The following is a 23295-nucleotide window of genomic DNA, read 5'->3' on the forward strand; positions in this document are numbered from 1 at the left end:
AGGGCGCGACACCGCCTTCCGTCGGCCGCCCATATTTCTTTCACTGCCCCCCTTTTCAACGCCACGCCGAAGCATAGAATGATCGTCGGGTTTCTCCCTCCAACGATACTTCTCCCCCCCCTCCCAAATCATGTCCGAAAACAATCCTTGTTTGACTTGCGGTGCCTGCTGCGCGTATTTCCGTGTGTCCTTTTTCTGGGGTGAATGCACCTCGGCCGGGGGTGTCGTGCCTGATGAATTGGTGGTGCAGATCAACCCGACCCGGGTGGCGATGATCGGCACCGACGCCAAGCCGTGTCGCTGCATAGGGCTTGAAGGCGAGATCGGCAAGAGCGTCAGCTGTTCGCTCTATGCCCAGCGCTCCAGCCCCTGCCGCGAGTTCGATGCCGCCTGGGTCAATGGCCAGCCCAACGACGACTGCAACGCGGCGCGGGCCGCCCACGGCCTGCCCCCTCTGGAAGCCAACGAGCCGTTCTGGCCCGCCGAAGACCCGGAGGTGGCCTGACCGTTCGTCGGTTGGCTGACGCTGTAAGTTTGACGAGGCCCTGTATTCACGGGGCCCATTGCCAAAGTATTAACACCATTTGACGTAACGCCTTTGCGCAAGGGCTCCGGGAAAGCGGCTACATATTCCAGCACTGGAATCGTAGTCGCCAAGGTCAGGCATTTCGACGTTAGTGTGTGTAGTTTCCACGGCTTACCCGTCGCACGCATTCAAGGAACGAACTGCCTGATCCACGAAGGAGTCGCCCGTGGACAGACGTGCCGTCAAGCTTGCCCCCACCCGTGTTCGCCCCTTGTCGCTGGCCGTGAGCCTGGCCACCGCGGGAATCGCTTTCGGCCTGTTCAGTGCAACGGCCAGTGCCGCCTGTACCCCGCTGATCCCCGGTGCGGGCGCGACGGTCACCTGCACCCCGGGGTTGAACGGCAACGTCAGTTCCTCCGCCAACAACCTGACCCTTAACCTGAGCAATGGCTCGCAGATCAACGCGCCGTTGCTCGGCACGGCAGTCAACCTGAGCGGCAACAACGTCACCCTGAACAACTCGGGCACCATCGACCCCGCATTCCTCGGGATCCTGAGCGGGCTCAGCTCCGGGATCAAGGTCGGCAACTCGGCGGCCAGCACGGTCAGCATCACCAACTTCAGCGGTGGCGTTATCAAGGGCACCACCGGTGTGCTCAGTGCCAGCCTGCTCAACCTCAACGGCCTGGCCCTGAGCGTGCAGAACGGCAACGGTGGCGTTACCACGCTGGTCAACGACGGCACCATCGGTTCATCGAACATTGTCGGCGTCAGCGTGCTGGCCCCAGACGCCCCGGTGGTGGCGGTGTATGGCGGCGGCAGCGTGAACATGACCAACACCGGCACCATCATCGGTCGCGTGGCGTTCCAGGCATCAGGCACTGCCACCGGCAATACCTTTACCAACAGTGGCGCGATCAGTGGCGGCGTGTCGATGGGGGCGAACTCCACCAACCGCTTCAACGCAATCACAGGTTCCAGTGTCAGTAGCGGGGGAGGTGTAGGCGTCGACCTGGGCATCGCCGGCATCAACCTGCTGTATGCGCCTAGCGGCAAGGTCGACGGCGGTGCCGGCGGCAGCAACACCCTTGCCCTGCAGAACGCCATCGGCGGGGGCACCGGTACCGGCGGCACGGGCACGCTTTCGGCCAGCAACTACATCAACTTCAACAACCTGCTCGTGCAGAGCGGCACCTGGACACTCTCCGGCGCGTTGCTCGGGGTCACCAGCACCAGCCTCAACGGCGGCTCGCTGGTGTTCGACGACGCCTCGACCTTCGGCACCGGCACCATCGCGGCCAACGGTGGCGCGCTGGGTGCGGGCGCGGCCAACCTGTCGCTGGCCAACGCCGTCACCCTCGGTGCCGGCGGGCTCGGCATCATCGGCGACAACAACCTGACCCTCACCGGCATCGTCAGCGGTAGCGGCCCCTTGACCAAGACAGGCGCCGGCACCCTGGGCCTGAGCGGGGCCAATACCTATACCGGCGGCACCTTCCTCAATGCTGGCGTACTGTCGCTCGCCAACGCCGCGGCCCTGGGCACCGGCAGCCTGAGCGTTACCGGGGCCGGCAGCCTGCAGGGCTCGGTACCGCTGGTGCTGAGCAACGCCGTGCAGCTGTCGGCAGCGCTGAGCCTGCCCGGCAGCAATGCGCTGACCCTGGGCGGTGTGGTCAGCGGCACCGGCTCGCTGAACAAGACCGGCAGCGGCGACCTGACCCTGGCCGCCAGCAACACCTACAGCGGCGGTACCACGCTGGGCGCCGGCAAGCTGATCCTCGGCAATGCCGCCGCGCTGGGGGGCGGTACATTGACTGCGGCCGCCGGCACCAGCCTGGACACCAGCAGTGCGCTGACCCTGGCCAACGCCATCAGCCTGGGCGGTGCGCTGACCCTCACCGGCAGCAACAACCTGACCCTCGGCGGCGTCATCGGCGGCAATGGCAGCCTGGTCAAGAACGGCACCACCAACCTCAACCTCACGGGCACCAACACCTTCACCGGCGGCCTGCTGCTCAACGGCGGCAGCCTGACCGTGGGCAACGGCGCGGCGCTGGGTACCGGCGCGCTGACCCTGGGCGCCAATGCCAGCCTGGACGCCAGCAGCGCAGTCAACCTCAACAACGCCGTGGTGCTCGGCGCCAACACGCTGAGCCTGCTGGGCACCAGCGCGACCACCCTGGGGGGCGTGGTCAGCGGTACCGGCGGGCTGATCAAGAGCGGTGCGGCCGACCTCACCCTGGGCGCGGCCAATACCTTCGGCGGCGGCGTGCAGTTGCAGGCCGGCAAGCTGATCGTCGGCAACAACACGGCGCTGGGTACCGGCACGCTGGCCGTGGCCGATGGCACCACGCTGGACAGCACCACCTCGGTTGCACTGGCCAATGCCATCAGCCTGGGCGGCAACCTGACCCTGGCCGGCAGCAATGCCCTGACGCTCGGCGGCGTGGTGTCGGGCAGCGGCGGGCTGGTCAAGAACGGCGCCGCGTTGCTCACGCTCAACGGCAACAACAGCTTCCAGGGCGGTGTGACGCTCAATGCCGGCGGCCTGATGGTGGGCGCGGCCAACGCCCTGGGCAGCGGCGCCCTGAACACCACGGGCACCGCCAGCCTGGATGCGAGCGTGGCACTCAGCCTGGCCAACGCGGTCAACCTTGGCGCCGACCTGACCGTCGGCGGCACGGCCAATCTTGGCCTGGGCGGCCCGATCAGTGGCGCGGGCGGCGTGATCAAGAACGGCGCAGCCGACCTGACCCTTGCCGGCAACCACACCTACGTGGGCAACACCCGGCTCAACGCCGGCAAGCTGGTGCTCGGCAGCAGCACGGCGCTGGGGCAGGGCGCACTGATCGCGGCGGACGGTACCCGCCTTGACGCCGCCCCGGGCGTGACCCTGGGCAACGCCCTCACGCTCAACGGCGCGCTGACCCTCGACGGCAGCAACGACCTGGCCTTGCAAGGCCTGATCAGCGGCAATGGCAGCCTGATCAAGAACGGCACCACCAACCTGACCCTCAGCGGCAACAACACCTTCCTCGGCGGTACCACCCTGAACGCCGGTACCCTGACCCTGGCCAGTGCCGCAGCGCTGGGCACCGGCGCCCTGACTGTCGGCGGCGCGGCGAGCCTTGCCAACAGTTCACCGCTGGTACTGGCCAATGCCGTGGTCCTCAATGGCGTGCTGACCCTGCCGGGCACCAGCAACCTGACCCTGAACGGCGTCATCAGCGGCGCCTCGGGCCTGAGCAAGAACGGCGCGGCCAACCTGACGCTGGGCGCTGCCAATACCTTCGGTGGCGGCGTGGCGCTCAATGCCGGCACGCTGAACCTGGGCAACAACACCGCACTGGGCACCGGTACGCTGGCTGCTGCCGGCAACACCTCGCTGGACGCCACCAAAGCCCTGACGGTGGGCAATGCCGTGACCCTGGCCGGCAACCTCAACCTGCTGGGCAGCAACACCCTCAACCTCGGCGGCGTGATCAGCGGCGCAGGCGGCCTGACCAAGGCCGGCGGTGCCGACCTGACCCTGAGTGGTGCCAACACCTTCAGCGGCGCCACCAACCTGAACGCCGGCAAATTGATCGTCGGCAGCAACACCGCGCTGGGCACCGGCGTGCTGAACGCAGCCGGCAACACCCAACTGGAGGCCAGCACGGCGGTCAGCCTGGCCAACCTGGTCAACCTGGCCGGCAACCTGGGCATCGGCGGGGCCGCGAACCTGACGCTCAACGGCGTGGTGGGCGGCACCGGCAGCCTGACCAAGACGGGCACGGCCACCCTCGGCCTGAACGCGGCCAATACCTATCAAGGCGGTACCAACCTCAATGGCGGCGGCCTCAGCCTGGGCAACAACCAGGCACTGGGCAGCGGCGCACTGAACGTGGGCGGCGCTGCCACGCTCGACAACAGCGTGGCGCTCAACCTGGCCAACCAGGTGAACCTGAACGCCAACCTGGGCGTTGTCGGCAGCAATGACCTGACCCTGGGCGGTGTGATCGCCGGGGCCGGCCAATTGATCAAGAATGGTGCCGCCACCCTGACCCTCAATGGCCTCAACACCTTCACCGGCGGGACCTTGCTCAATGCCGGCGCGCTGGTGCTGGGCAATGCCTCGGCGCTGGGCAATGGCGCACTGAACGTGACCGGTGCGGCCAGCCTCGACAACAGCGCCAGCTTCGCCTTGGCCAACGCGATCAACCTGGGTGCCAACCTGACCCTGGCCGGCAGCAACGACCTGACCCTGGGCGGCGTGATCAGCGGCGCCGCCGGGCTGGTCAAGAACGGGGCGAGCAACCTGACCCTCAATGGCGTCAACACCTTCCAGGGCGGCACCGTGCTCAATGCCGGCGGCCTGACCCTGGGCAATGCCAATGCCCTGGGCACCGGCGCGTTGACCGTGGCCGGCAACGCCAGCCTGGACAACAGCGCCAGCTTCGCACTGGGCAACAACCTGATACTCAATGCCGACCTGAGCCTGGCGGGCAACAACGACCTGAGCCTGGGCGGGGTGATCAGCGGCACCGGTGGCCTGATCAAGAATGGCCTGGCCGACCTGACCCTGAGTGGCAACAACACTTTCAGCGGCGCGGTCAACGTGCTCAATGGCAGCCTGACCACGGTTGGTGCCGGCGCACTGGGCAATGCCTCGGCGGTGAACGTGGGGCTGGGCGCCAGCCTCAACCTGGGTAACAGCAGCAGCCTTGCCAGCCTCACCGGCAGCGGCAGCGTGAACCTGGGGGCCGGTACCAACCTGAGCGTGGGCGCGGGGGATGCCAGCAGCGTATTCACCGGCGGCCTGGCCGGGGCCGGTGGCCTGATCAAGGTCGGCGGCGGCAGCCTGGAACTGGCCGGCAACAACGGCCTGCTCACTGGCACCACCCAGGTCAATGGCGGCACCCTGAACGTCACCGGTTCGCTGGGCAGCAACCTGGTGCAGGTCAATACCGGCGCCACTCTCACCAGTACTGGCACCGGCAGCGTGCTGGGCGCGGTGACCATCGCCGATGGCGGCCACCTGGCGGCCAACAGCGGCAGCAGCCTGACCCTGGGCTCGCTGGTGCTCAACGCCAACTCCAACCTGGACGTGGGCCTTGGTTCGCCGGCTACCGGCGGCAATGCGCTGATCAAGGTCAACGGCAACCTGACCCTGGACGGCACCCTCAATGTCAGCGACTTCGGCGGTTTTGGCACCGGTATCTACAGCCTGATCAACTACACCGGCCAGCTCACCGACAACGGCCTGGTGATCGGCAGCATTCCCGGCAGCGTGCAGTTGGGCGACCTGCAGGTACAGACCTAGATCGGCAGCCAGGTCAACCTGCTGGTCGGTGGCGCCAATGGCAGCGTGCTGTTCTGGGACGGCACCGGCCTGGTCGGCAACGGCGTGATCCAGGGCGGCAACGGCACCTGGGATGCCCTGAGTACCAACTGGACCACGGTCAACGGCACCGGCAACCGTGACTGGAGCAGCAACTTCGCGGTATTCCAGGGCGCCGCAGGCGACGTGCTGGTCAATGGCGCGCAGTCGATCACCGGCCTGCAGTTCGTCACCGATGGCTACCGCCTGCTCAATGGCGTGACCGGCCAGCTGAACCTGGTCAATGGCAGCAATGGCGCCACTACGGTGCGTGTCGATCCGGGTGTGACCGCCACGGTTGGTGTCGCCCTGGGCGGCAGCGGCCTGCTGAGCAAGGTCGACAGCGGCACGCTGGTGCTAAACGCCAGCAACGGCTACAGCGGCGGCACCGCCCTCCATGGCGGCACCCTGGTGGTAGGCAACAACCTGGCGCTGGGCAGCGGTGCGCTGACTGCTGCCAACGGCACCACGCTGGACAGCAACGCCAGCATCGCCCTGGGCAACAGCGTCAACCTGCTCGGCGGCCTGACGGTGGCCGGCAGCAACGATCTGGCCCTGAACGGCAGCATCAACGGCGCCGGCAACCTGACCAAGAACGGCGCTGCCACGCTCACCCTGGGCGGCGCCAACAGCTACACCGGCGGCACCACCCTGGCCGCTGGCCGGCTGCTGCTGGGCAATGACCTGGCCCTGGGCACGGGCGCGCTGCACGTGACCGCTGCCAGCAGCCTGGCAGGCACTACCACGACCAGCCTGGCCAACGCTATCGACCTGGGCGCCAACCTGACCCTCGACGGCCTCAACGCCATGACCCTCAACGGCATCGTCAGCGGCAGCGGTGCCCTGAACAAGACCGGCACGGGCAACCTGACCCTCAATGGTGCCAACACCTACCAGGGCGGCACCAGCGTCGGCGGCGGCACCCTCACCCTGGGCAATGGTGCGGCACTGGGCAGTGGTGCGCTGAACGTCACCGGCGCGTCCAGCCTGGCGACCAGCACCCCGCTGAGCCTGGCCAACGTGATCAACCTGGGCGCCGACCTGACCCTGCCGGGCACCAGCAACCTGGTGCTCAATGGCGTGATCGGCGGCAGCAGCGGGCTGGTCAAGAACGGTTCGGCCAGCCTGACCCTCAATGGCAACAACACCTATCAGGGCAGCACCAGCCTCGCCGGCGGCACCCTGATCGTCGGCAGCAACACCGCACTGGGCACCAGCACGCTCACTGCACAGGCCGGCACGTCACTGGACGCCAGCAGCGCCGTGACCCTGGGCAATGCCATCGGCCTGCTCGGCGGCCTGACGGTGGTCGGCAGCAACGACCTGACCCTTGCCGGCAACCTCACCGGCAGCGGCGGGTTGAGCAAGAATGGTGGCGCGACGCTTACCCTGTCGGGCAGCAACACCCACCTGGGCAACACCTTGCTCAATGGCGGCCGCCTGGTCCTGGGTAGTGACCAGGCGCTGGGCCTGGGTAACCTGGTGGCAGCAGGCGGCACCACGCTGGACAGCAGCCTGGATGTCACCGTGCTCAACGCCGTATCGCTGGCCGGCAACCTGACCGTTGGCGGCACCCACGACATCACCCTGGGCGGCCAGGTCAACGGTGCCGGCAGCCTCACCAAGAATGGCGCGGGCAACCTGACCCTGACCGGTGCCAACGCCTGGCAGGGCGGCACCACCCTGAACGCCGGCACCCTTACCGTGGGCAATGCGCTGGCGCTGGGCAACGGCAGCCTCAGCGTGGGCGGGGCGTCCACCCTGGCCAGCAGCGCTGCGGTGAACCTGGCCAACGCGGTCAACCTGGGCGCCAACCTGACGGTCGCCGGCAACACCGACCTGGGTCTGACGGGCGTGGTCAGCGGCACTGGCGGGCTGATCAAGACCGGTGGCGGCTACCTCGCCCTCCCCGGTGCCAACACCTACAGCGGCGGCACCACCCTGAATGCCGGCACCCTCACCGTAGGCAACGCCACCGCACTGGGCAGCGGCGCGCTGACGGTCGGCGGCGCCTCCACCCTGGCCAGCAACACCGCGCTGAACCTGGGCAACGCCATCGGCCTGAATGCCGACCTGACCGTCGCCAACAGCGCCGGCCTGACCCTGGGCGGCGACATCAGCGGTGCGGGCGGCCTGATCAAGACCGGCACCGGGGTGCTGACCCTGGGCGGCAACAATACCTACCAGGGCGGTACCGCGCTCAATGCCGGCGGCTTGCTGCTGACCTCGGCCACGGCGCTGGGCAGTGGCACCCTGACCGCCGCCGACGCCACCACGCTGGACACCAGCACCGCGCTGACCCTGGACAATGCCCTGGTACTGACCGGCAACCTGACCCTGCTCGGCGCGCAGAACCTGGCCCTGACGGGCGCGATCAGCGGCGCGGGCGGCCTGGTCAAGACCGGCGCCAGCGACCTGACCCTGAGCGGCGCCAACACCTACAGCGGCGACACCCTGCTGGGCGCCGGCCGCTTGATCGTGGGCAGCGACAGCGCACTGGGCGTCGGTACCCTGCGCACCAGCAACAACACCATCCTCGATGCCAGCACGGCGGTGACGCTGGGCAATGCGCTGAACATCGTCGGCAACCTGAACGTCGGCGGCAGCAACGACCTGACCCTGAACGGCGTGATCGACGGCCCCGGCGACCTGACCAAGAACGGCGCTGCGACCCTCACCCTCAACGGCAGCAACACCTACAGCGGCGAGACCATCCTCACCGCCGGCACCCTGGTGCTGGGCAATAACAATGCGCTGGGCACCGGGGTGCTGTCGGTCACCGGCAACTCGACCCTGAGCAGCGGCAACAGCGCCGTGGTGGTGAACAACGGCATCGGCCTCAATGCCAACCTCACCGTCAACGGCAGCAACGACTTCGGCCTGGGCGGCGTGATCAGCGGCAACGGCCAACTGATCAAGACCGGTAGCGGCAACCTGACCCTGAGCGGCACCAACACCTACTCCGGTGGTACCAGCCTGGGCGGCGGCACCCTGACCGTCACCAATGGCGCTGCGCTGGGCAGCGGCGCACTGAGCGCGACGGGCACCAGCACCCTGGGCAATACCCAGGCTGTCACGCTGCTGAATGCCATCGCGGTCAATGGCGACCTGACCCTGGACACGGCCGCCAACCTGACCCTGGGTGGGGTTATCAGTGGCTCGGGCAACCTGATCAAGAGCGGCGCCCAGGAACTGGTGGTGTTCGGCAACAACACCTTCAGCGGCACACTCGATATCACCCAGGGCATGCTGACCACCTTGAATAGCAACGCCCTGGGCAATGTCGCCAGTGTCAACCTGGGCAGCGGCACCGACCTGAACCTGAACGGCAACACCAGCATCGGTGCACTCACCGGCAGCGGCACCACCAATATCGGCCTGGGCAGCACGCTGAGCCTGGGCAGTACCAACCTGGACAGCGTCTTCGCCGGTGCCCTGGTCGGCAGCGGCGGCTTGAACAAGGTCGGCACCGGCGTGCTGGAACTTGCCGGCATCAGCAACCTGGGCGGCGCCAGCCAGGTCAGCGGCGGTACCTTGAACGTGTCGGGCGCCCTGAACGGGGGGAACCTGACGGTCAATTCCGGCGCGACCCTGACCGGCAGCGGCAGCGTGGGCGGGCTGACCACCATCGTCAACGGCGGCCACCTGGCCGGCACCAGCGGCACCCAGCTCAGCTTCGGCTCGCTGGCGCTGGCGCCCAACGCCAGCATCGACGTCGCACTCGGCTCGCCCGTCACCGGCGGTACCTCGTTGTTCAGTGTTGCCGGCAACCTGACCCTGGGTGGCACGCTCAACATCAGCGATGACGGCGGCTTCGGCAATGGTATCTATCGCCTGTTCGATTACGGCTCGCTGACCAACAACGGGTTGGTGCTGGGCAGCCTGCCGGGCAGCGTCACGCCCGGCGAGCTGCAACTGCAAACCGCGATTACCGGCCAGGTCAACGTGCTGGTCAACTCGCCCAACCTGATCGTGCAGTTCTGGGATGGGGCGGGCACTGTCCCCGATGGCGTGGTGCAGGGCGGCAGCGGCACCTGGAACACCACCACCACCAACTGGACCGACCTCAACGGCACCGTCAACGACGTCTGGCAGGGGCAGTTCGCGGTGTTCCAGGGCGCTGCGGGCGGCGTGGTCACGGTCGAAGGTGGCCAGGCCGTCAATGCCCTGCAGTTCATCACCGATGGCTACCAGCTGGTCGCCGGCAGCGGCGGGGTGCTCAACGCCGTCAACGGCAACAGTGGCAGCTTTGCGGTACGTGTCGACCCGAACGTGACCGCCACCCTGGGCCTGCCGGTCAATGGCAGCGCGACCCTGGCCAAGCTCGACAGCGGCACGCTGGTGCTCAACGGCGCCAACGGCTACACCGGCGGCACGCAGCTCAATGGCGGCACCCTGGTGGTCGGCAATGACGGCGCGCTGGGCAGTGGCACGCTGACTGCGGCCAATGGCACCACCCTGGACAGCAACAAGGCGGTGAGCCTGGCCAACACCATTGGCCTGCTCGGCCAACTGAGCATTGCCGGCAGCAACGCACTGACGCTGGACGGTGACATCAGCGGCAACGGCGGCCTGCTCAAGGCGGGCGGCGCCAGCCTGACGCTCAACGGCGACAACAGCTACACCGGCCCTACCGCCCTGAATGCCGGCACGCTGGTACTGGGCAGTGACACCGCACTGGGCGTCGGCGCCCTCAACGCGGCCGCGGGCACGCAACTGGACAGCAGCAGCGCACTGTCGCTGGCCAACACCTTCAACCTGAGCGGCAACCTGACGCTGCTCGGCAGCAACGACCTGACCCTCAATGGCCTGGTCAACGGCGCCGGCAGCCTCACCAAGCAGGGCAGCGGCAGCCTCACGCTCAATGGTGCCAACGGTTTCACGGGCGGTACCGTACTGCAGAGCGGCACCCTGAATGTCGGCAACGCCGGGGCGCTGGGCAGTGGTGCGCTCACCGTCAGTGGCGCCTCCAGCCTGGTCAATGGCAGTGCGCTGTCGCTGGCCAATGCCATCGTGCTCAACGCCGGCCTGACCCTGCCGGGCAGCAACAACCTCACCCTGGGCGGCGTCATCAGTGGCACGGGCAGCCTGAACCACACCGGCAGCGGCGGCCTGACCCTCACCGGGGTGAACACCTACAGCGGCGGCACCCAGCTGGGTGCCGGCAACCTGACGCTGGGCAACGGCTCGGCGCTGGGCAGCGGTGCCCTGAGTGTCAGCGGCACCTCCACCCTGACCACCACCAGCGCCATGACCCTGGCCAACGCGGTGGATGTGGGCGGCACGCTCAACGTGGCGGGTACCAACAACCTGACCCTGGCCGGCGTGCTCAGCGGTGCGGGCACCCTGAACAAGAACGGTGCGGCCAACCTCACCCTCAGCGGCAACAACAGCTTCAGCGGCATCCTCAATATTCTCTCCGGCAGCCTCAGCACGGTGGGCAGCGGTGCACTCGGCAACCCTGCCGAGCTCAACCTGGGCAACGGCGCCAGCCTCAACCTGGGCGGCACCACCAACCTGGGCGAGCTCAGCGGCAGCGGCACCGTGAACGTGGGCGCCGGTACCGGCCTGCAAGTGGGCGAGGGCACGTTCGGCGGGGTGCTCAGCGGCACCGGTACGCTGGACAAGACCGGCACCGGCACGCTGACCCTGGGCGGTGGCAATACCCTGAGCGGGGCCACCACCGTCAGCGGCGGCAGCCTCATCGTCAATGGCAGCCTGGCCAGCAGCACGGTCACGGTGAACAGCGGCAGCACCCTGGGCGGCACCGGCAGCCTCGGCGGCGCGCTGACCGTCGCCGACGGCGGGCACCTGTCGCTGCGCAGCGGCGATACCCTGAGCGTCGGCTCGCTGGTACTGGGCGCGGACGCCAACCTGGATGCGGCCCTGGGCGCCCCTGTGGTGGGTACCCCGGCGCTGATCAACGTGGGCGGCAACCTGACCCTGGACGGCAAGCTCAATGTCACCGACCTGGGCGGGTTCGGTGCGGGCGTGTATCGCCTGATCGACTACAGCGGCGCGCTGACCAACAACGGCCTGGCCATCGGCAGCGTGCCCAATGGGGTCATCGCGGGCGATCTGGATGTGCAGACCGCCGTCAACAACCAGGTCAACCTGGTGGTGGGCGGCAGCAACAACAATGTGCTGTTCTGGGACGGCAGCCAGACCGTCGGAAATGGATCGGTCGACGGCGGCGCCGGTGTCTGGAGCGTTGGCGGCACCAACTGGACCGATGCCAACGGAGCGCTCAACCAGGCCTGGAACGGCACCTTCGCGGTGTTCCAGGGCACGGGCGGCGCGGTGACCGTCGATGGTGTGCAGACCGTCAACGGCCTGCAGTTCCTCGACAACGGCTACGTGCTGAGCGGTGACGCGCTGAACCTCACCAACGGTGCCCAGGGCACCGGCAACGTGCGTATCGGCAACGGCGTGAGCGCCACGCTGAACGTGGACATCAACGGCAGCGGCACCCTGGCCAAGCTCGAAGGCGGCACCCTGGTGCTCAACGGCAACAACGGCTATACCGGCGGCACCCAGCTCAACGGCGGCACGTTGGTGGTGGGCAGCAACACCGCCCTGGGCAGCGGCGCGCTGACGGCTGCCGACGGCACCACGCTGGATGCCAACCAGGCCGTGACCCTGGGCAACGCCGTGACGCTCGGCGGTGCGCTGACCATCGCGGGCAGCAATGACCTTGATCTCACCAACCTCGTCAGCGGCAGCGGCAGCCTGGTGAAGAACGGTACGGCCGACCTGACCCTGGCCGGCGCCAACACCTACCAGGGCGGCACGCGTCTCAATGCCGGCAGCCTGACCCTGGGCGACAACGCTGCACTGGGCAGCGGCGCGCTCACGGTGGGTGGCACTGCGCAGCTCGACGGCACGCTTGACCTGCAACTGGGCAACGCCGTCAGCCTGGCCTCGCAACTGACCCTGGGCGGCAGCCACGACCTGACCCTGAACGGGGTGATCAGCGGCAACGGCAGCCTGGTGAAAAACGGCAATGGTGCACTGCTGCTGAGCGGTGCCAACACCTACAGCGGCGGCAGCACCTTCAACGCCGGCAGCGTGCAGGGCAATACCAGCAGCCTGCAGGGCGCGATCCTCAACAACGCCGCGCTGACCTTCGAACAGGCCAGCAACGGTACCTATACCGGCAACCTCACCGGCAGCGGCACGTTGATCAAGAACGGCAGCGGGCAACTGCTGATGACCGGCAACAGCGGCTTCACCGGCGCCACCACGGTCAACGCCGGCAGCCTGCTGGTCAACGGCAGCCTGGCCAGTGCCACGGTGCAGGTCAACAACGGGGCGACCCTGGGCGGCAGCGGCAACTACGCCGGCACGGTCAACCTGGCCAGCGGTGCGACCCTGGCGGCAGGCAGCGCCACGCCACTCAAGGTCGGTGCGCTCAACCTGGATGCCGGCAGCAATGTCGACCTGGCGCTCGGGCAGGCATCGGCCTCGACCACCGTGGTCAAGGTGGCGGGCGACCTGACCCTTGATGGCACGCTCAACATCAGCAATGCCGGTGGCTTCGGCAGCGGCGTTTACCAGCTGTTCAGCTACGGTGGCAACCTGACCGACAACGGCCTGCTGTTCGGCCTGCTGCCAGGCGGCACCTTGCCAGGCCAACTGACCCTGCAGACGGCCATCGCCCAGCAGATCAACCTGGTGGTGCAGGGCGCCGGTGGCGCACTGCAGTTCTGGAACGGCGGCAAGACCAATGCCGACGGCACCATCGGTGGCGGCAGCGGTACCTGGGGCAACGGCACCAACTGGACCGACGTCAACGGCAACCTGAGCGAAACCTGGGATGCGCAGTTCGGCGTGTTCGGTGGTCAGGCGGGGACCGTCACCGTGGCTGGCAACCAGTCCTTCACCGGCCTGCAGTTCCTCAGCGGCGGCTACCAATTGGTGGCCGGCAGCGGCGGCAGCCTGACACCGGTCAATGCAGCCAATGGCGACCTGGCCGCCGTGCGCGTGAACACCGGCGACAGCACGCAGATCTCCGCGCCGCTGGTGGGCGCGGGCGGTATCGAAAAACTCGACGCAGGCACGCTGATCCTGAGCGGCGCCAACACCTACACCGGCGGCACCAGGGTCAGCGGCGGTACGCTGGTGGGCAACACCACCAGCCTGCAGGGCAACATCGTCGACAACGCCAGCCTGGTGTTCCAGCAGGACACCGACGGCCGCTTCAACGGTGTACTCAGCGGCACCGGCAACACCGTCAAGCAAGGTAGCGGCAGCCTGCTGCTGACCGGCAACCAGCCGTTCAGCGGCAACCTGGCGGTCAACCAGGGCCTGCTGCTGGTGGGCAATGCGGCCAACCCGGGCACGATGCTCGGGGCCAAGGTCACGGTGGGGGCCGGTGCCGCACTGAGCGGCAACGGCAGCGTGGGCTCGCTGGTCAACAACGGTGTGGTGCAGCCTGACCCGGCCAGTGGGCTCAAGGTCGGCGGCAACTTCACCAACGCCCCGGGCGGCACCCTGCAGGTGGTGGTCGGCAACCCCGCCAGCAGCGGCCTGACCGTGGGCGGCACGGCCAACCTGGGCGGCAGCCTGGTGGTGCTGAACTCGGCACCGGCCTCGGGCAACGCGCAGTACACCGTGGTGACTGCCGGCGGCGGGGTGAACGGCACCTTCACCACCGTGCAGTTGCCGGATACGCCGTTCTACGACACCACCCTCAACTACGGCAGCAACCAGGTCGGCGTCACCATCAGCCGCAACGGCACCAGCCTCGGCGATGTGGCTTCGACCCCCAACCAGCAGGCCGTGGCCGGCGCACTGGGCAGCAGCGGGGCACCGGCGGCGGTACTGGGCGCGGTCATGGCGCAGAACCGTGGTGGCGTTCAGGCGGCGCTGGACAGCCTGTCGGGCGAGATCCATGCCAGTACCGCCAGTGCGCTGATCGAAGACTCGCGCTACGTGCGCGAAGCGGTCAACGACCGCCTGCGCCAGCCAGGCTGCATGCGCGAGGAGGATCCGCGTCGGGCCCTGGCACCGAATGCCAACCAGCTCACCAGCGATGGTTGCCACGACGAGGCCGTGGGCTGGGCGCAGGCACTGGGCACCTGGGGCAAGATGGACGGCAACAGCAACAGCGCCAGCATCGACCGCAACGTGCAGGGCTTCCTGCTCGGGGTGGACCGCAGCCTGAACAGCGACTGGCGCGTGGGCGTGGCCGCCGGCTATACCCGCAGCGACCTGGATGCCAGCGGCCGCCGTTCCGATGCGAGCATCGACAGCTACCACCTGGCCACCTATCTGGGCTACCAGCTCGATGCCTTCTCGGCCCGCGTGGGTGCGGCGTACAGCTGGCACGACATCGAGAGCAAGCGTGACGTCGCCATCGGCAGCTACGACGACCGCCTCAAGGCCAAGTACAAGGCGCGCACCGCGCAGGTGTTCGGCGAGGTGAGCTACGCCATCGAGGCAGGCGGTGTGGCGCTGGAACCGTTCGCGGGCCTGGCCTACGTCAACTATGACAGCGACACTGCACGCGAGAAGGGCGGCGCGGCGCGGCTCAAGGCCAGTGCCGACCAGGACATCACCTTCTCCACCGTGGGCCTGCGGGCGGGCAAGGCGTTCAAGCTGGCCAACGGCAGCACCCTGACCCCGCGTGGCAGCCTGGGCTGGCGGCATGCCTACGGCGACACCAAGCCCGATGCCGACCTGCGCTTCATCGAGGGCGGCGCCGGCTTCACCACCCAGGGCGTGCCGATCGCCCGCGATGCGGCGGTGGTCGAGGCGGGGCTGGACCTGTCGATCGGGCAGGCCGGCAAACTGGGCCTGGGCTATTCGGGGCAGCTGTCCAGCGACACCCGCGACCATGCGGTAACGGTGAGTTTCAGCATGGGGTTCTAGGCGGCGAACGACGATCACGGCGCGTGAAGGCGGTGGCTTGAGCGCAGGTACCTCAAGTACCATCGCCCTCTGATTTGATGAGAGGGAAGTCGCTGATGATCGTCGGTATCGACCTGGGCACGACCCACAGCCTGGTGGCGGTGTGGCGCGATGGCGCCACTGAACTGGTGGCCAACGCACTCGGCCACACGCTCACCCCCAGCGTGGTGGGGCTCGACGACCAGGGCCGGGTGCTGGTCGGGCAGGCGGCGCGCGAGCGCCTGCACACCCATCCGCACCTGACCACCGCATTGTTCAAGCGCTACATGGGCAGCAACCAGCAGGTCACCCTGGGTGGGCGTGCCTACCGCCCCGAAGAACTCTCGGCACTGGTGCTCAAGAGCCTCAAGGAAGACGTCGAGCGTGCCTATGGCGAGCCGGTCACCGAGGCGGTCATCAGCGTGCCGGCCTACTTCAGCGATGCCCAGCGCAAGGCCACCCGCGTGGCCGGCGAACTGGCCGGGCTGCGCGTCGACAAACTGATCAACGAACCCACCGCCGCCGCACTCGCCTACGGCCTGCACCAGCGCGACAAGGAAACCTCGTTTCTGGTCTTCGACCTGGGCGGCGGCACCTTCGACGTGTCGATTCTGGAGCTGTTCGAAGGGGTGATGGAGGTGCGTGCCAGCGCCGGCGACAACTACCTGGGCGGTGAAGACTTCGACCAGTTGCTGCTGGAGCATTTCGTGCAGGCCCAGCAGGGCAACGACTTCCCCGGCGCGACCACGCTGCTGCAGCCGCTGCGCCGCGAGGCCGAGCGTGTACGCCGGCAGCTGGGTCAGGCCCAGCAGGCCGACTTCGTGGTGCGCGTGGAGGGCCGCGAATGGCGCCACGTGTACACCCAGGACGCCCTGGCCGACCTGTTCGCACCGCTGCTGGCACGCCTGCGCACCCCCATCGAACGCGCCCTGCGCGATGCGCGCATCCGCGCCTCGGACCTGGACGAAGTACTGCTGGTGGGCGGTACCACGCGCATGCCGCTGGTGCGCAAGCTGGCGGCCGGGCTGTTCGGGCGCTTCCCTTCGATCAGCCTCAACCCTGATGAAGTGGTGGCCCACGGCGCCGCCGTGCAGGCCGCGCTCAAGGCCCGGGATGCCGCGCTCGAAGAGGTGGTGCTGACCGACGTGTGCTCCTACACCCTGGGCATGGAAACCGTGCGCCAGGTCGGTGACCGCCACGAGAGCGGGCACTACCTGCCGATCATCGAGCGCAACAGCGTGGTGCCGGTGAGCCGGGTGCAGACGGTGTACACCGTCGGCGACCAGCAGGAGCAGGTGCTGGTCAAGGTGTTCCAGGGCGAGAGCCGCCTGGTGCGCGACAACGTGCTGCTGGGCGTGCTGGAGATTCCGGTGCCACGGCGCAAGGCCGGCGAGGTGGCCCTGGACGTGCGCTTCACCTACGACATCAACGGCATTCTCGAAGCCCAGGTGAGCATCCCGCTGACCGGCGAGCAGCATGCCCTGGTGATCGAGAACAACCCCGGCGTACTCAGCCCCGAAGAGGTACGCGAACGCCTGGCGGCGCTGGCCGAGCTCAAGACCCACCCGCGTGACCAGCAACCCAACACCCTGTTGCTGGCGCGCCTGGAGCGCCTGTATCAGGAAAGCCTGGGCGAGGTACGTGAGCTGATCGGGGCCTGGGCCGCTCAGTTCCAGCGCGTGCTGGAAACCCAGGACGAGCGCCAGATCCGCGAGGTGCGCCACGAGCTCGAACAGCGCGTGAATGAACTGGGCCAGGACAGCTGGCGCTGAAGGAGCGGCAATGAGTGACGTGATCGAAGACTGCTGGAGCGTGCTGGCCCTGGCCCCGGGCGCTGATGAACGCAGTATCAGGCGCCAGTATGCGCGCCTGCTCAAGGTGCACCGCCCCGACGAGGACCCCGAGGCCTTCCAGCGCCTGCGCGAGGCCTATGAACAGGCGCTGGCGCGCAGCCGCTGGGCACACGAGGACGATGCAGCGCCAGCGCTGGAATCGGCCGATGTGCCAGCCCCGCAGGCCGCGGCGGTGCACGTCGACGTCGAACCCGCACCCGCCAGGGAGCAACAGGCCCGCGCGCTGCTCGAAGGGCTGGACCCTGCGCAGCTCGACAACCTGTGGCGCCAGGCCGGCGAACTGGGGTGCGAGGCGGCCTTCGAGCAGCAGTTGCTGCAGCGCAGCCTGGATGACGAAACCCTGCGCCTGCCCATCCTGCACTGGGCGGTGCCGAGGCGTGGCTGGTTCACCCCCTGGCAGGCGGTGCCGATCGGCGCGTACCAGGGCGACGAACTGCTGGGCAGCCTCTGGCAAGCCTGCCACGCGCAGTTGCAGCACTACTTGCAGGCGGGCGACGAACAGGCGTTTTTCGCCAGCCTGCAGCACTGGGGCGGGCAGGCCTGGCTGGAGCCCTTCGACCGCCGCGAGCAGTTCCAGGCCATGCTGCTGGAGCTGCTGCACGATCACCCCGGCAGCAGCACCGCGCTGTTCGAACGCGTGTGCGGCTACTTCAACTGGAGCGACGATGACGGTGGACCCCGGCCCGCGCACCTGTGGCAGGGCCTGAACGAGCGCTGCCGTCGCGATACCTGGTTCGCCCGCCAGCAGGCCCTGGCCGAGCAGTGGCACTGGCACACCAACCCCGAGGGCAATGCGGCCTACCTGCTGCTGCGCAACCTCGAGTTCAAGCAGCAGGTGGCGCTGGCCCAGGGCTTCAGCGAGGCCGACTGGGAAGCCTGTGAGCATCTGACGCAAACCCTGCTCTACCACTACCCCGAACTGCTTGACCAGGTGCCGCACCGCGACCTGTACTTCTGGCGCAGGCTGGCGCCGCGCCCGCTGCACCCGCGCAGCTACCTGCGGGTGATGAGCTGCATGGTGCTGGTGATCGTGCTGTGGCTGGCGGGGCCGGATTTCTTCGCACACCCCTCCAATGTACTGATTGCCGCCGTGGTGGGCTCGCTGCTGACGGTGCAACTGTCGGCGGTGTTCATGCGTTTCTGGCTGTGGACCGCGCCGAACCTGCTGGCGCTGGACCTGCGCCTGAGCGAATGGCTGATCCCGCGTCGGTTCAACCCCGATGGCGAGCGTCTGCTGCTGCGCCATGGCGTGCCGCGCCTGCTGCTGGCACTGCCGATCTACCCGATGCTGGCCGGTACCCACCCGTGGACCGGTATCGTCGCGCTGACGGGCTACTTCGCTGTCGGGCTGCTTGGCCTGTTGCCGTATCAGCCACCACAGGAAGGCGGCCCGGCGTGGCGCCAGCCGTGGGTGACGCTGCACCGGCTCTACGAATTCAACCTGGCCCAGGCCGCGGTCCTGCTGGTAACGGTGGGCGTGGTGGCGTGGTGGCAGGTTCACCCACCAGGAGTAATTTCATGAGTTTGCCTGAAGCTTTCGACACCGCGCTGTGCCTGAACGGGCCGCGCCTGCAACTGCGGCCCATGCAGGCCCGCGATGCCGAGCAGTGGCTGGGGATCATGGCCGACCCCGAGGTGATGCGTTACTGGCACCACGGGCCGTGGCAGACCCTGGACGAAGCCGAAGTGGCCTTGCTGGCCGACCGCGCCGCCTACCTGGCCGGGCGCAGCCTCAAGCTGGGTATCTACCCCCAGGGCAGCGACCTGCTGCTGGGCATGTGCCAGTTCTTCAACATCGACGCCGAGTCGCGCCGCGGCGAAATCGGCTACTGCCTGGCCAGCAGCGCCCAGGGCCAGGGCTACATGGGCGAGGCGCTGGAGCTGTTCGTCGAGTACCTTGCCATCGGCCTGAACATGCGCCGCCTCGAGGCCGAGATCGACCCGCGCAACGGTGCCTCGGCGCGCACCCTCGAACGCATGGGCTTCGAGCGTGAAGGGCTGCTGCGCGAGCGCTGGTGCATCGCCGGCGAGGTGTCGGATTCGGCGTTGTACGGGCTGCTGCTCGAATCGGCCTGAATGACTTGGACAGCGGGGCAGGCGATGGGCTATCGTCGCGCCCCGCTTCCCACCCGGCTGAATGGACTTACTGGTGCGCTTCGATTTCCGCTTGCTGAGCCTGCTGCTGTACCTCGCCTGCCTGTACCCGGAGGCCTGCGCCTGGGGGCACGATTCGGTGCTGCGCGGCATGCACGCGCTGTCGATGGGCTGGCTGGCCGGCGGCCTGTGGTTCGCCAACCCGCTGCTGCTGGGCGCCTTCGCAACCCACCGCAAAGACCCCAAAACCGCTTACCGCCTGGGCTGGTGCGCACTGCTGCTGGCGGGCTCGGCCCTGGCGCTGGGCTGGACCGACTGGTCGCCGATCCCGCCGGCGCCCCACGGCGGGCCTGACGTGCGCACCGGCTACTACCTGTGGCTGGCTTCGATGCTGGCGTTCGTGATCGGCCAGCACCGCTACCGGCGCCAGCCCAGGCTCACCCAGCCAGCGCTGGGCTGGCTGCACTGGGTGCTGGTGGCGGGTATCGTGCTGACCATTCCACTGTCGTTCGTCAAGGCCACCGTCGCGCCGGCGCGACCGGTCTACATGAACCTCGGCGAGCCGCCAGCGGCCTGCGACGACTGCGAACTCGGGGTCAACTAGATGCTGGCACTGTTCAAGCGGCATTACGTGGTACTGAGCCTGGCGCTGTACCTGGGCAGCCTGTTTCTGGATGCCGTGCCGGTCAGCGAGGTGACCATGCGCGGCATGCATGTGCTGACCCTCGGCTGGCTGGGTGGCAGCGCCTGGTGGGCCAACCCGCTGCTGTGCCTGGCACTGATGCTGCGGCGCAACCGGCCGCTGCTGTCGCTGTTGGCGGCGGTCGCGGCACTGGTGCTGGCGGCGCAGTGGCTGCCAGTGATCGGCTGGGGCGACAGCGCGCTGGTGCCGCGCAAGGCCAATGGCCAGGCCAACCTGCTCGGCGCCTACTACCTGTGGTTGCTGGCGTTGGCGGCATACGTGGCCGGCCAGTTTCTCAACCGCCGGCAGGCGCCGGGCGGGCCGGGCCAGGGCTGGCTGGCCTGGGTGCTGGTGGCGGCGATCTATGCCACGGCGGCGTTCTCGTTCAGCGTGGGCAGCGGCGCCAATGTCACGCCCCCGGCCCCGGCAATACCCTCCAATTCCATCTGACCTGCGGACACTCCTGTGAAACGTCATTACCTCACGCTCAGCCTGGTGCTGTACGTGGCCTGCCTGTATTTCAATGCCTACTACACCGACAACGGTGCCCACATGAGTTCGGTATGGTTGCTGGTGTACGGGCTGTGGGGCATCCCGTTCCAGATCTATGGCTGGTTTGCCAACCCGGTCTTCGGCCTGGCGCTGCTGGCCCACCGCTGGTGGCCGCGGGTGGGGTTGGGCCTGTCGGTGCTGGCGCTGCTGCTGGGGCTGTCGTTCCTGGTGGTGAGCACGGTGCCGGACAACACGCCGCAGTCCTACGATTTCGTGCAACTCACCGCGCTGGGCGTGGGGTACTACCTGTGGATCGGCGCCTTCGTACTGATGACCCTGGGGCAGGCGCTGCACTGTCGTGACCGGCGCGAGGTGCGCCAGGTGCCGCGTCTGCGCGTTGTCGACTGGCTGCTGTTGCTGGTGGTGCTGGGGGTGATCCTGTTCAATGCGTTCCCCCAGCACGGCTACGTGTTCGAGCGCACCCACCCCTGGTGAGCCCTCAACGGTTGGTGCGGGTGCCCCATTGCACCACCAGCATGCCGACGATGATCAGCGCCACCCCGGCGATGCGCAGGCCGTTGACCGGGCGCGATGGCAGGCCCATCAGCCCCCACTGGTCGATGATCAGCGACGAGAGTACCTGGCCGGCGATCACGCACACGATGAAACCGGCCGCGCCCAGGCGCGGGGTGAGGATCAGCGCCGCGGTGATGTAGGCCACCCCGGCCACGCCACCCAGCCACGCCCACCACGGCGCCTGGCCGAGGTTGGCCAGTTGCGGCAGCGGTGCGCGCATCAGCAGCAGGGCCGGCAGCACCATCAGCACGCTCACCGCCAGCGAGATCAGCGTGGCCCACAGCGGGTGCCCGAGCAGGCGCCCGAGCGCGGCGTTGGCGCCGGCCTGGAACGGCACGGCGGCACCGGCCAGCAGGGCGACAAGCAGCGGTATGGCGACAGCGAGGTTGAGGTTCATGGTGGTTTCCTTCTGGCTATGGAGGGCTTGGTACAGTCTTGGTTATCTGTTTCACTGATGGAAATTCGAATTGTGCACAGGGGCTATTCGCCACATGGATGATCTGCGCCGTATCGACCTCAACCTGCTGCTGACCCTGCATGCGCTGCTGGCCGAGCAGCACGTCTCGCGCGCGGCCTTGCGCCTGCACCGCAGCCAGCCGGCGGTGAGCCATGCGCTGGCGCAGTTGCGCGAGATCTTCCAGGATCCGCTGCTGGTGCGCCGTGCGGGCCGCCTGCAGCCCACGTTGCGTGCGCTGGAACTGGCGGCGCCGTTGCAGGATGCCCTGCAGCAACTGGATGCGCTGCTGGGCAGCCCCGGTTTCGAGCCGGCGCGGGCGCGGCGCAGCTTTCGCCTGGCGATGTCGGACTATGGCGCGCGGGTGGTGCTGCCGGGCCTGATGCGCTGCCTGCGCGAGACCGCACCGGGCATCGACCTGGTGGTCAGCCAGGGCAGCCGCGAGGCGATGCTCGGCCAGTTGCTCGATGGCGAGGTGGACCTGGCGCTGGGCGTATTCCCCACCCTGGCCGAGCCGTTGCAGGCCGCCACGCTGTTCGAGGAGGGGTTCGTGTGTGTGGCCGACCGCGCCACGCTGCCGGCCCGTGGCGGGCTGACACTGCCCGCCTGGCTGGCGCGCCCCCATGTGCTGGTGGCGATGCGGCCCGGGGCCGACAACGAGATCGACCAGGCCCTGGCGGCACAGGGGCAGCAGCGCCGGGTGGTGCTGGCGTTGCCGCACTGGGCCGCGGCCAGCGACGTGCTGGTGGGTACCGACCTGGTGCTGACCGTGGCGCGGCGCAGCGTGCAGAACATCAAGGCGCTGCGTGGGTTGCGCTGTTTCGAGCCGCCGCTGGCGATTCGCGCGTTCGCCTTTCAGCAGGTGTGGCACGAGCGACGCAAAAAGGAAGCGGCGCACCATTGGTTGCGCGAGCAGGTCATGCGAGCCTGTGCGCCCTAGGCAGTCAGAACAGGAGAGGCAAGCCATGAGTATCAAGCGGATGATGGGGGTTGCGGTGCTGTCGCTGGCGGCAGTTGCGCCGCTGGCGCTGGCGCAGGACAAGACTTCGGTGGCGTACAAGGCCTGCATGGACACCGCGAACACCACGGTGAGCATGAACGAATGCAACAACGCCGAGATCGCCCGTCAGGACAAACGCCTGAACCAGGTCTACAAGAAGGCCATGGCCGCGTTTGGGCCGGTGCAGCAGGGCAAGCTCCGGGATGCGCAGCGGGCGTGGATCAAGTACATCGACAGCAACTGCGATTTCTACTTCACGCAGACCGGCGGTACCATGGACATCCTCAATGGCGGTGGCTGCCGCCTGCGCATGACCTCCGAACGCGCGGATGAGCTGGAGGCATTGCAGGCGCCTTGAACGCCCTTCG

12 protein-coding genes are annotated in these 23295 nt (G+C 68.1%); 11 read left to right on the forward strand and 1 reads right to left on the reverse strand.

Features of this window, described 5'->3' with window-relative positions:
* Window positions 1–130 precede the first annotated feature (130 nt).
* The 9 genes from MF6396_RS06440 (at window position 131) to MF6396_RS06475 (ending at window position 21392) form a co-directional block, all read left to right on the forward strand.
* A complete protein-coding gene (locus MF6396_RS06440; RefSeq protein ID WP_043864412.1) occupies window positions 131–505 on the forward strand; it encodes a YkgJ family cysteine cluster protein in 375 nt (124 codons plus the stop codon).
* A 247-nt stretch (window positions 506–752) separates the two neighbouring features.
* A complete protein-coding gene (locus MF6396_RS28960; RefSeq protein WP_238596415.1) occupies window positions 753–5828 on the forward strand; it encodes a beta strand repeat-containing protein in 5076 nt (1691 codons plus the stop codon).
* A 45-nt stretch (window positions 5829–5873) separates the two neighbouring features.
* Window positions 5874–15758 carry an autotransporter-associated beta strand repeat-containing protein gene (locus tag MF6396_RS06445; RefSeq protein WP_238596416.1) on the forward strand — a complete coding sequence of 3295 codons (9885 nt, stop codon included), beginning with the start codon at window positions 5874–5876 and terminating at the stop codon, window positions 15756–15758.
* Between the two features lie 95 nt (window positions 15759–15853).
* Complete coding sequence (locus MF6396_RS06450; RefSeq protein WP_043864413.1) at window positions 15854–17548, forward strand: molecular chaperone HscC; 1695 nt, start codon at window positions 15854–15856, stop codon at window positions 17546–17548.
* Window positions 17549–17558: 10 nt separating this feature from the next.
* Entirely contained in the window at window positions 17559–19151 is a 1593-nt protein-coding gene (locus tag MF6396_RS06455; RefSeq protein ID WP_078479915.1) for a J domain-containing protein, read from the forward strand.
* Window positions 19148–19705, forward strand: a complete 558-nt coding sequence (locus tag MF6396_RS06460; protein ID WP_043864414.1) for a GNAT family N-acetyltransferase — start codon at window positions 19148–19150, stop codon at window positions 19703–19705. The genes MF6396_RS06455 and MF6396_RS06460 overlap by 4 nt, the downstream gene beginning before the upstream one ends.
* A gap of 73 nt (window positions 19706–19778) precedes the next feature.
* Entirely contained in the window at window positions 19779–20327 is a 549-nt protein-coding gene (locus MF6396_RS06465; RefSeq protein WP_054916297.1) for a hypothetical protein, read from the forward strand.
* Entirely contained in the window at window positions 20328–20855 is a 528-nt protein-coding gene (locus MF6396_RS06470) for a hypothetical protein (RefSeq protein ID WP_078479916.1), read from the forward strand.
* 15 nt (window positions 20856–20870) lie between these two features.
* Entirely contained in the window at window positions 20871–21392 is a 522-nt protein-coding gene (locus MF6396_RS06475) for a hypothetical protein (protein ID WP_043864417.1), read from the forward strand.
* Between the two features lie 4 nt (window positions 21393–21396).
* On the opposite strand, the gene MF6396_RS06480 is transcribed toward MF6396_RS06475, so the two are convergent.
* On the reverse strand, window positions 21397–21870 hold the full coding sequence (locus MF6396_RS06480; protein ID WP_078479917.1) for a DMT family transporter: 474 nt from the start codon (window positions 21868–21870) through the stop codon (window positions 21397–21399).
* A gap of 94 nt (window positions 21871–21964) precedes the next feature.
* Here MF6396_RS06480 and MF6396_RS06485 point away from each other — a divergent pair, with 94 nt between their 5' ends.
* Window positions 21965–22867 carry a LysR family transcriptional regulator gene (locus tag MF6396_RS06485; protein ID WP_078479918.1) on the forward strand — a complete coding sequence of 301 codons (903 nt, stop codon included), beginning with the start codon at window positions 21965–21967 and terminating at the stop codon, window positions 22865–22867.
* 25 nt (window positions 22868–22892) lie between these two features.
* On the forward strand, window positions 22893–23285 hold the full coding sequence (locus tag MF6396_RS06490) for a lysozyme inhibitor LprI family protein (RefSeq protein ID WP_078479919.1): 393 nt from the start codon (window positions 22893–22895) through the stop codon (window positions 23283–23285).
* The last annotated feature ends 10 nt before the right edge of the window (window positions 23286–23295 follow it).

Source organism: Pseudomonas sp. MF6396, assembly GCF_002018915.1.
GTDB lineage: Bacteria > Pseudomonadota > Gammaproteobacteria > Pseudomonadales > Pseudomonadaceae > Aquipseudomonas > Aquipseudomonas palmensis.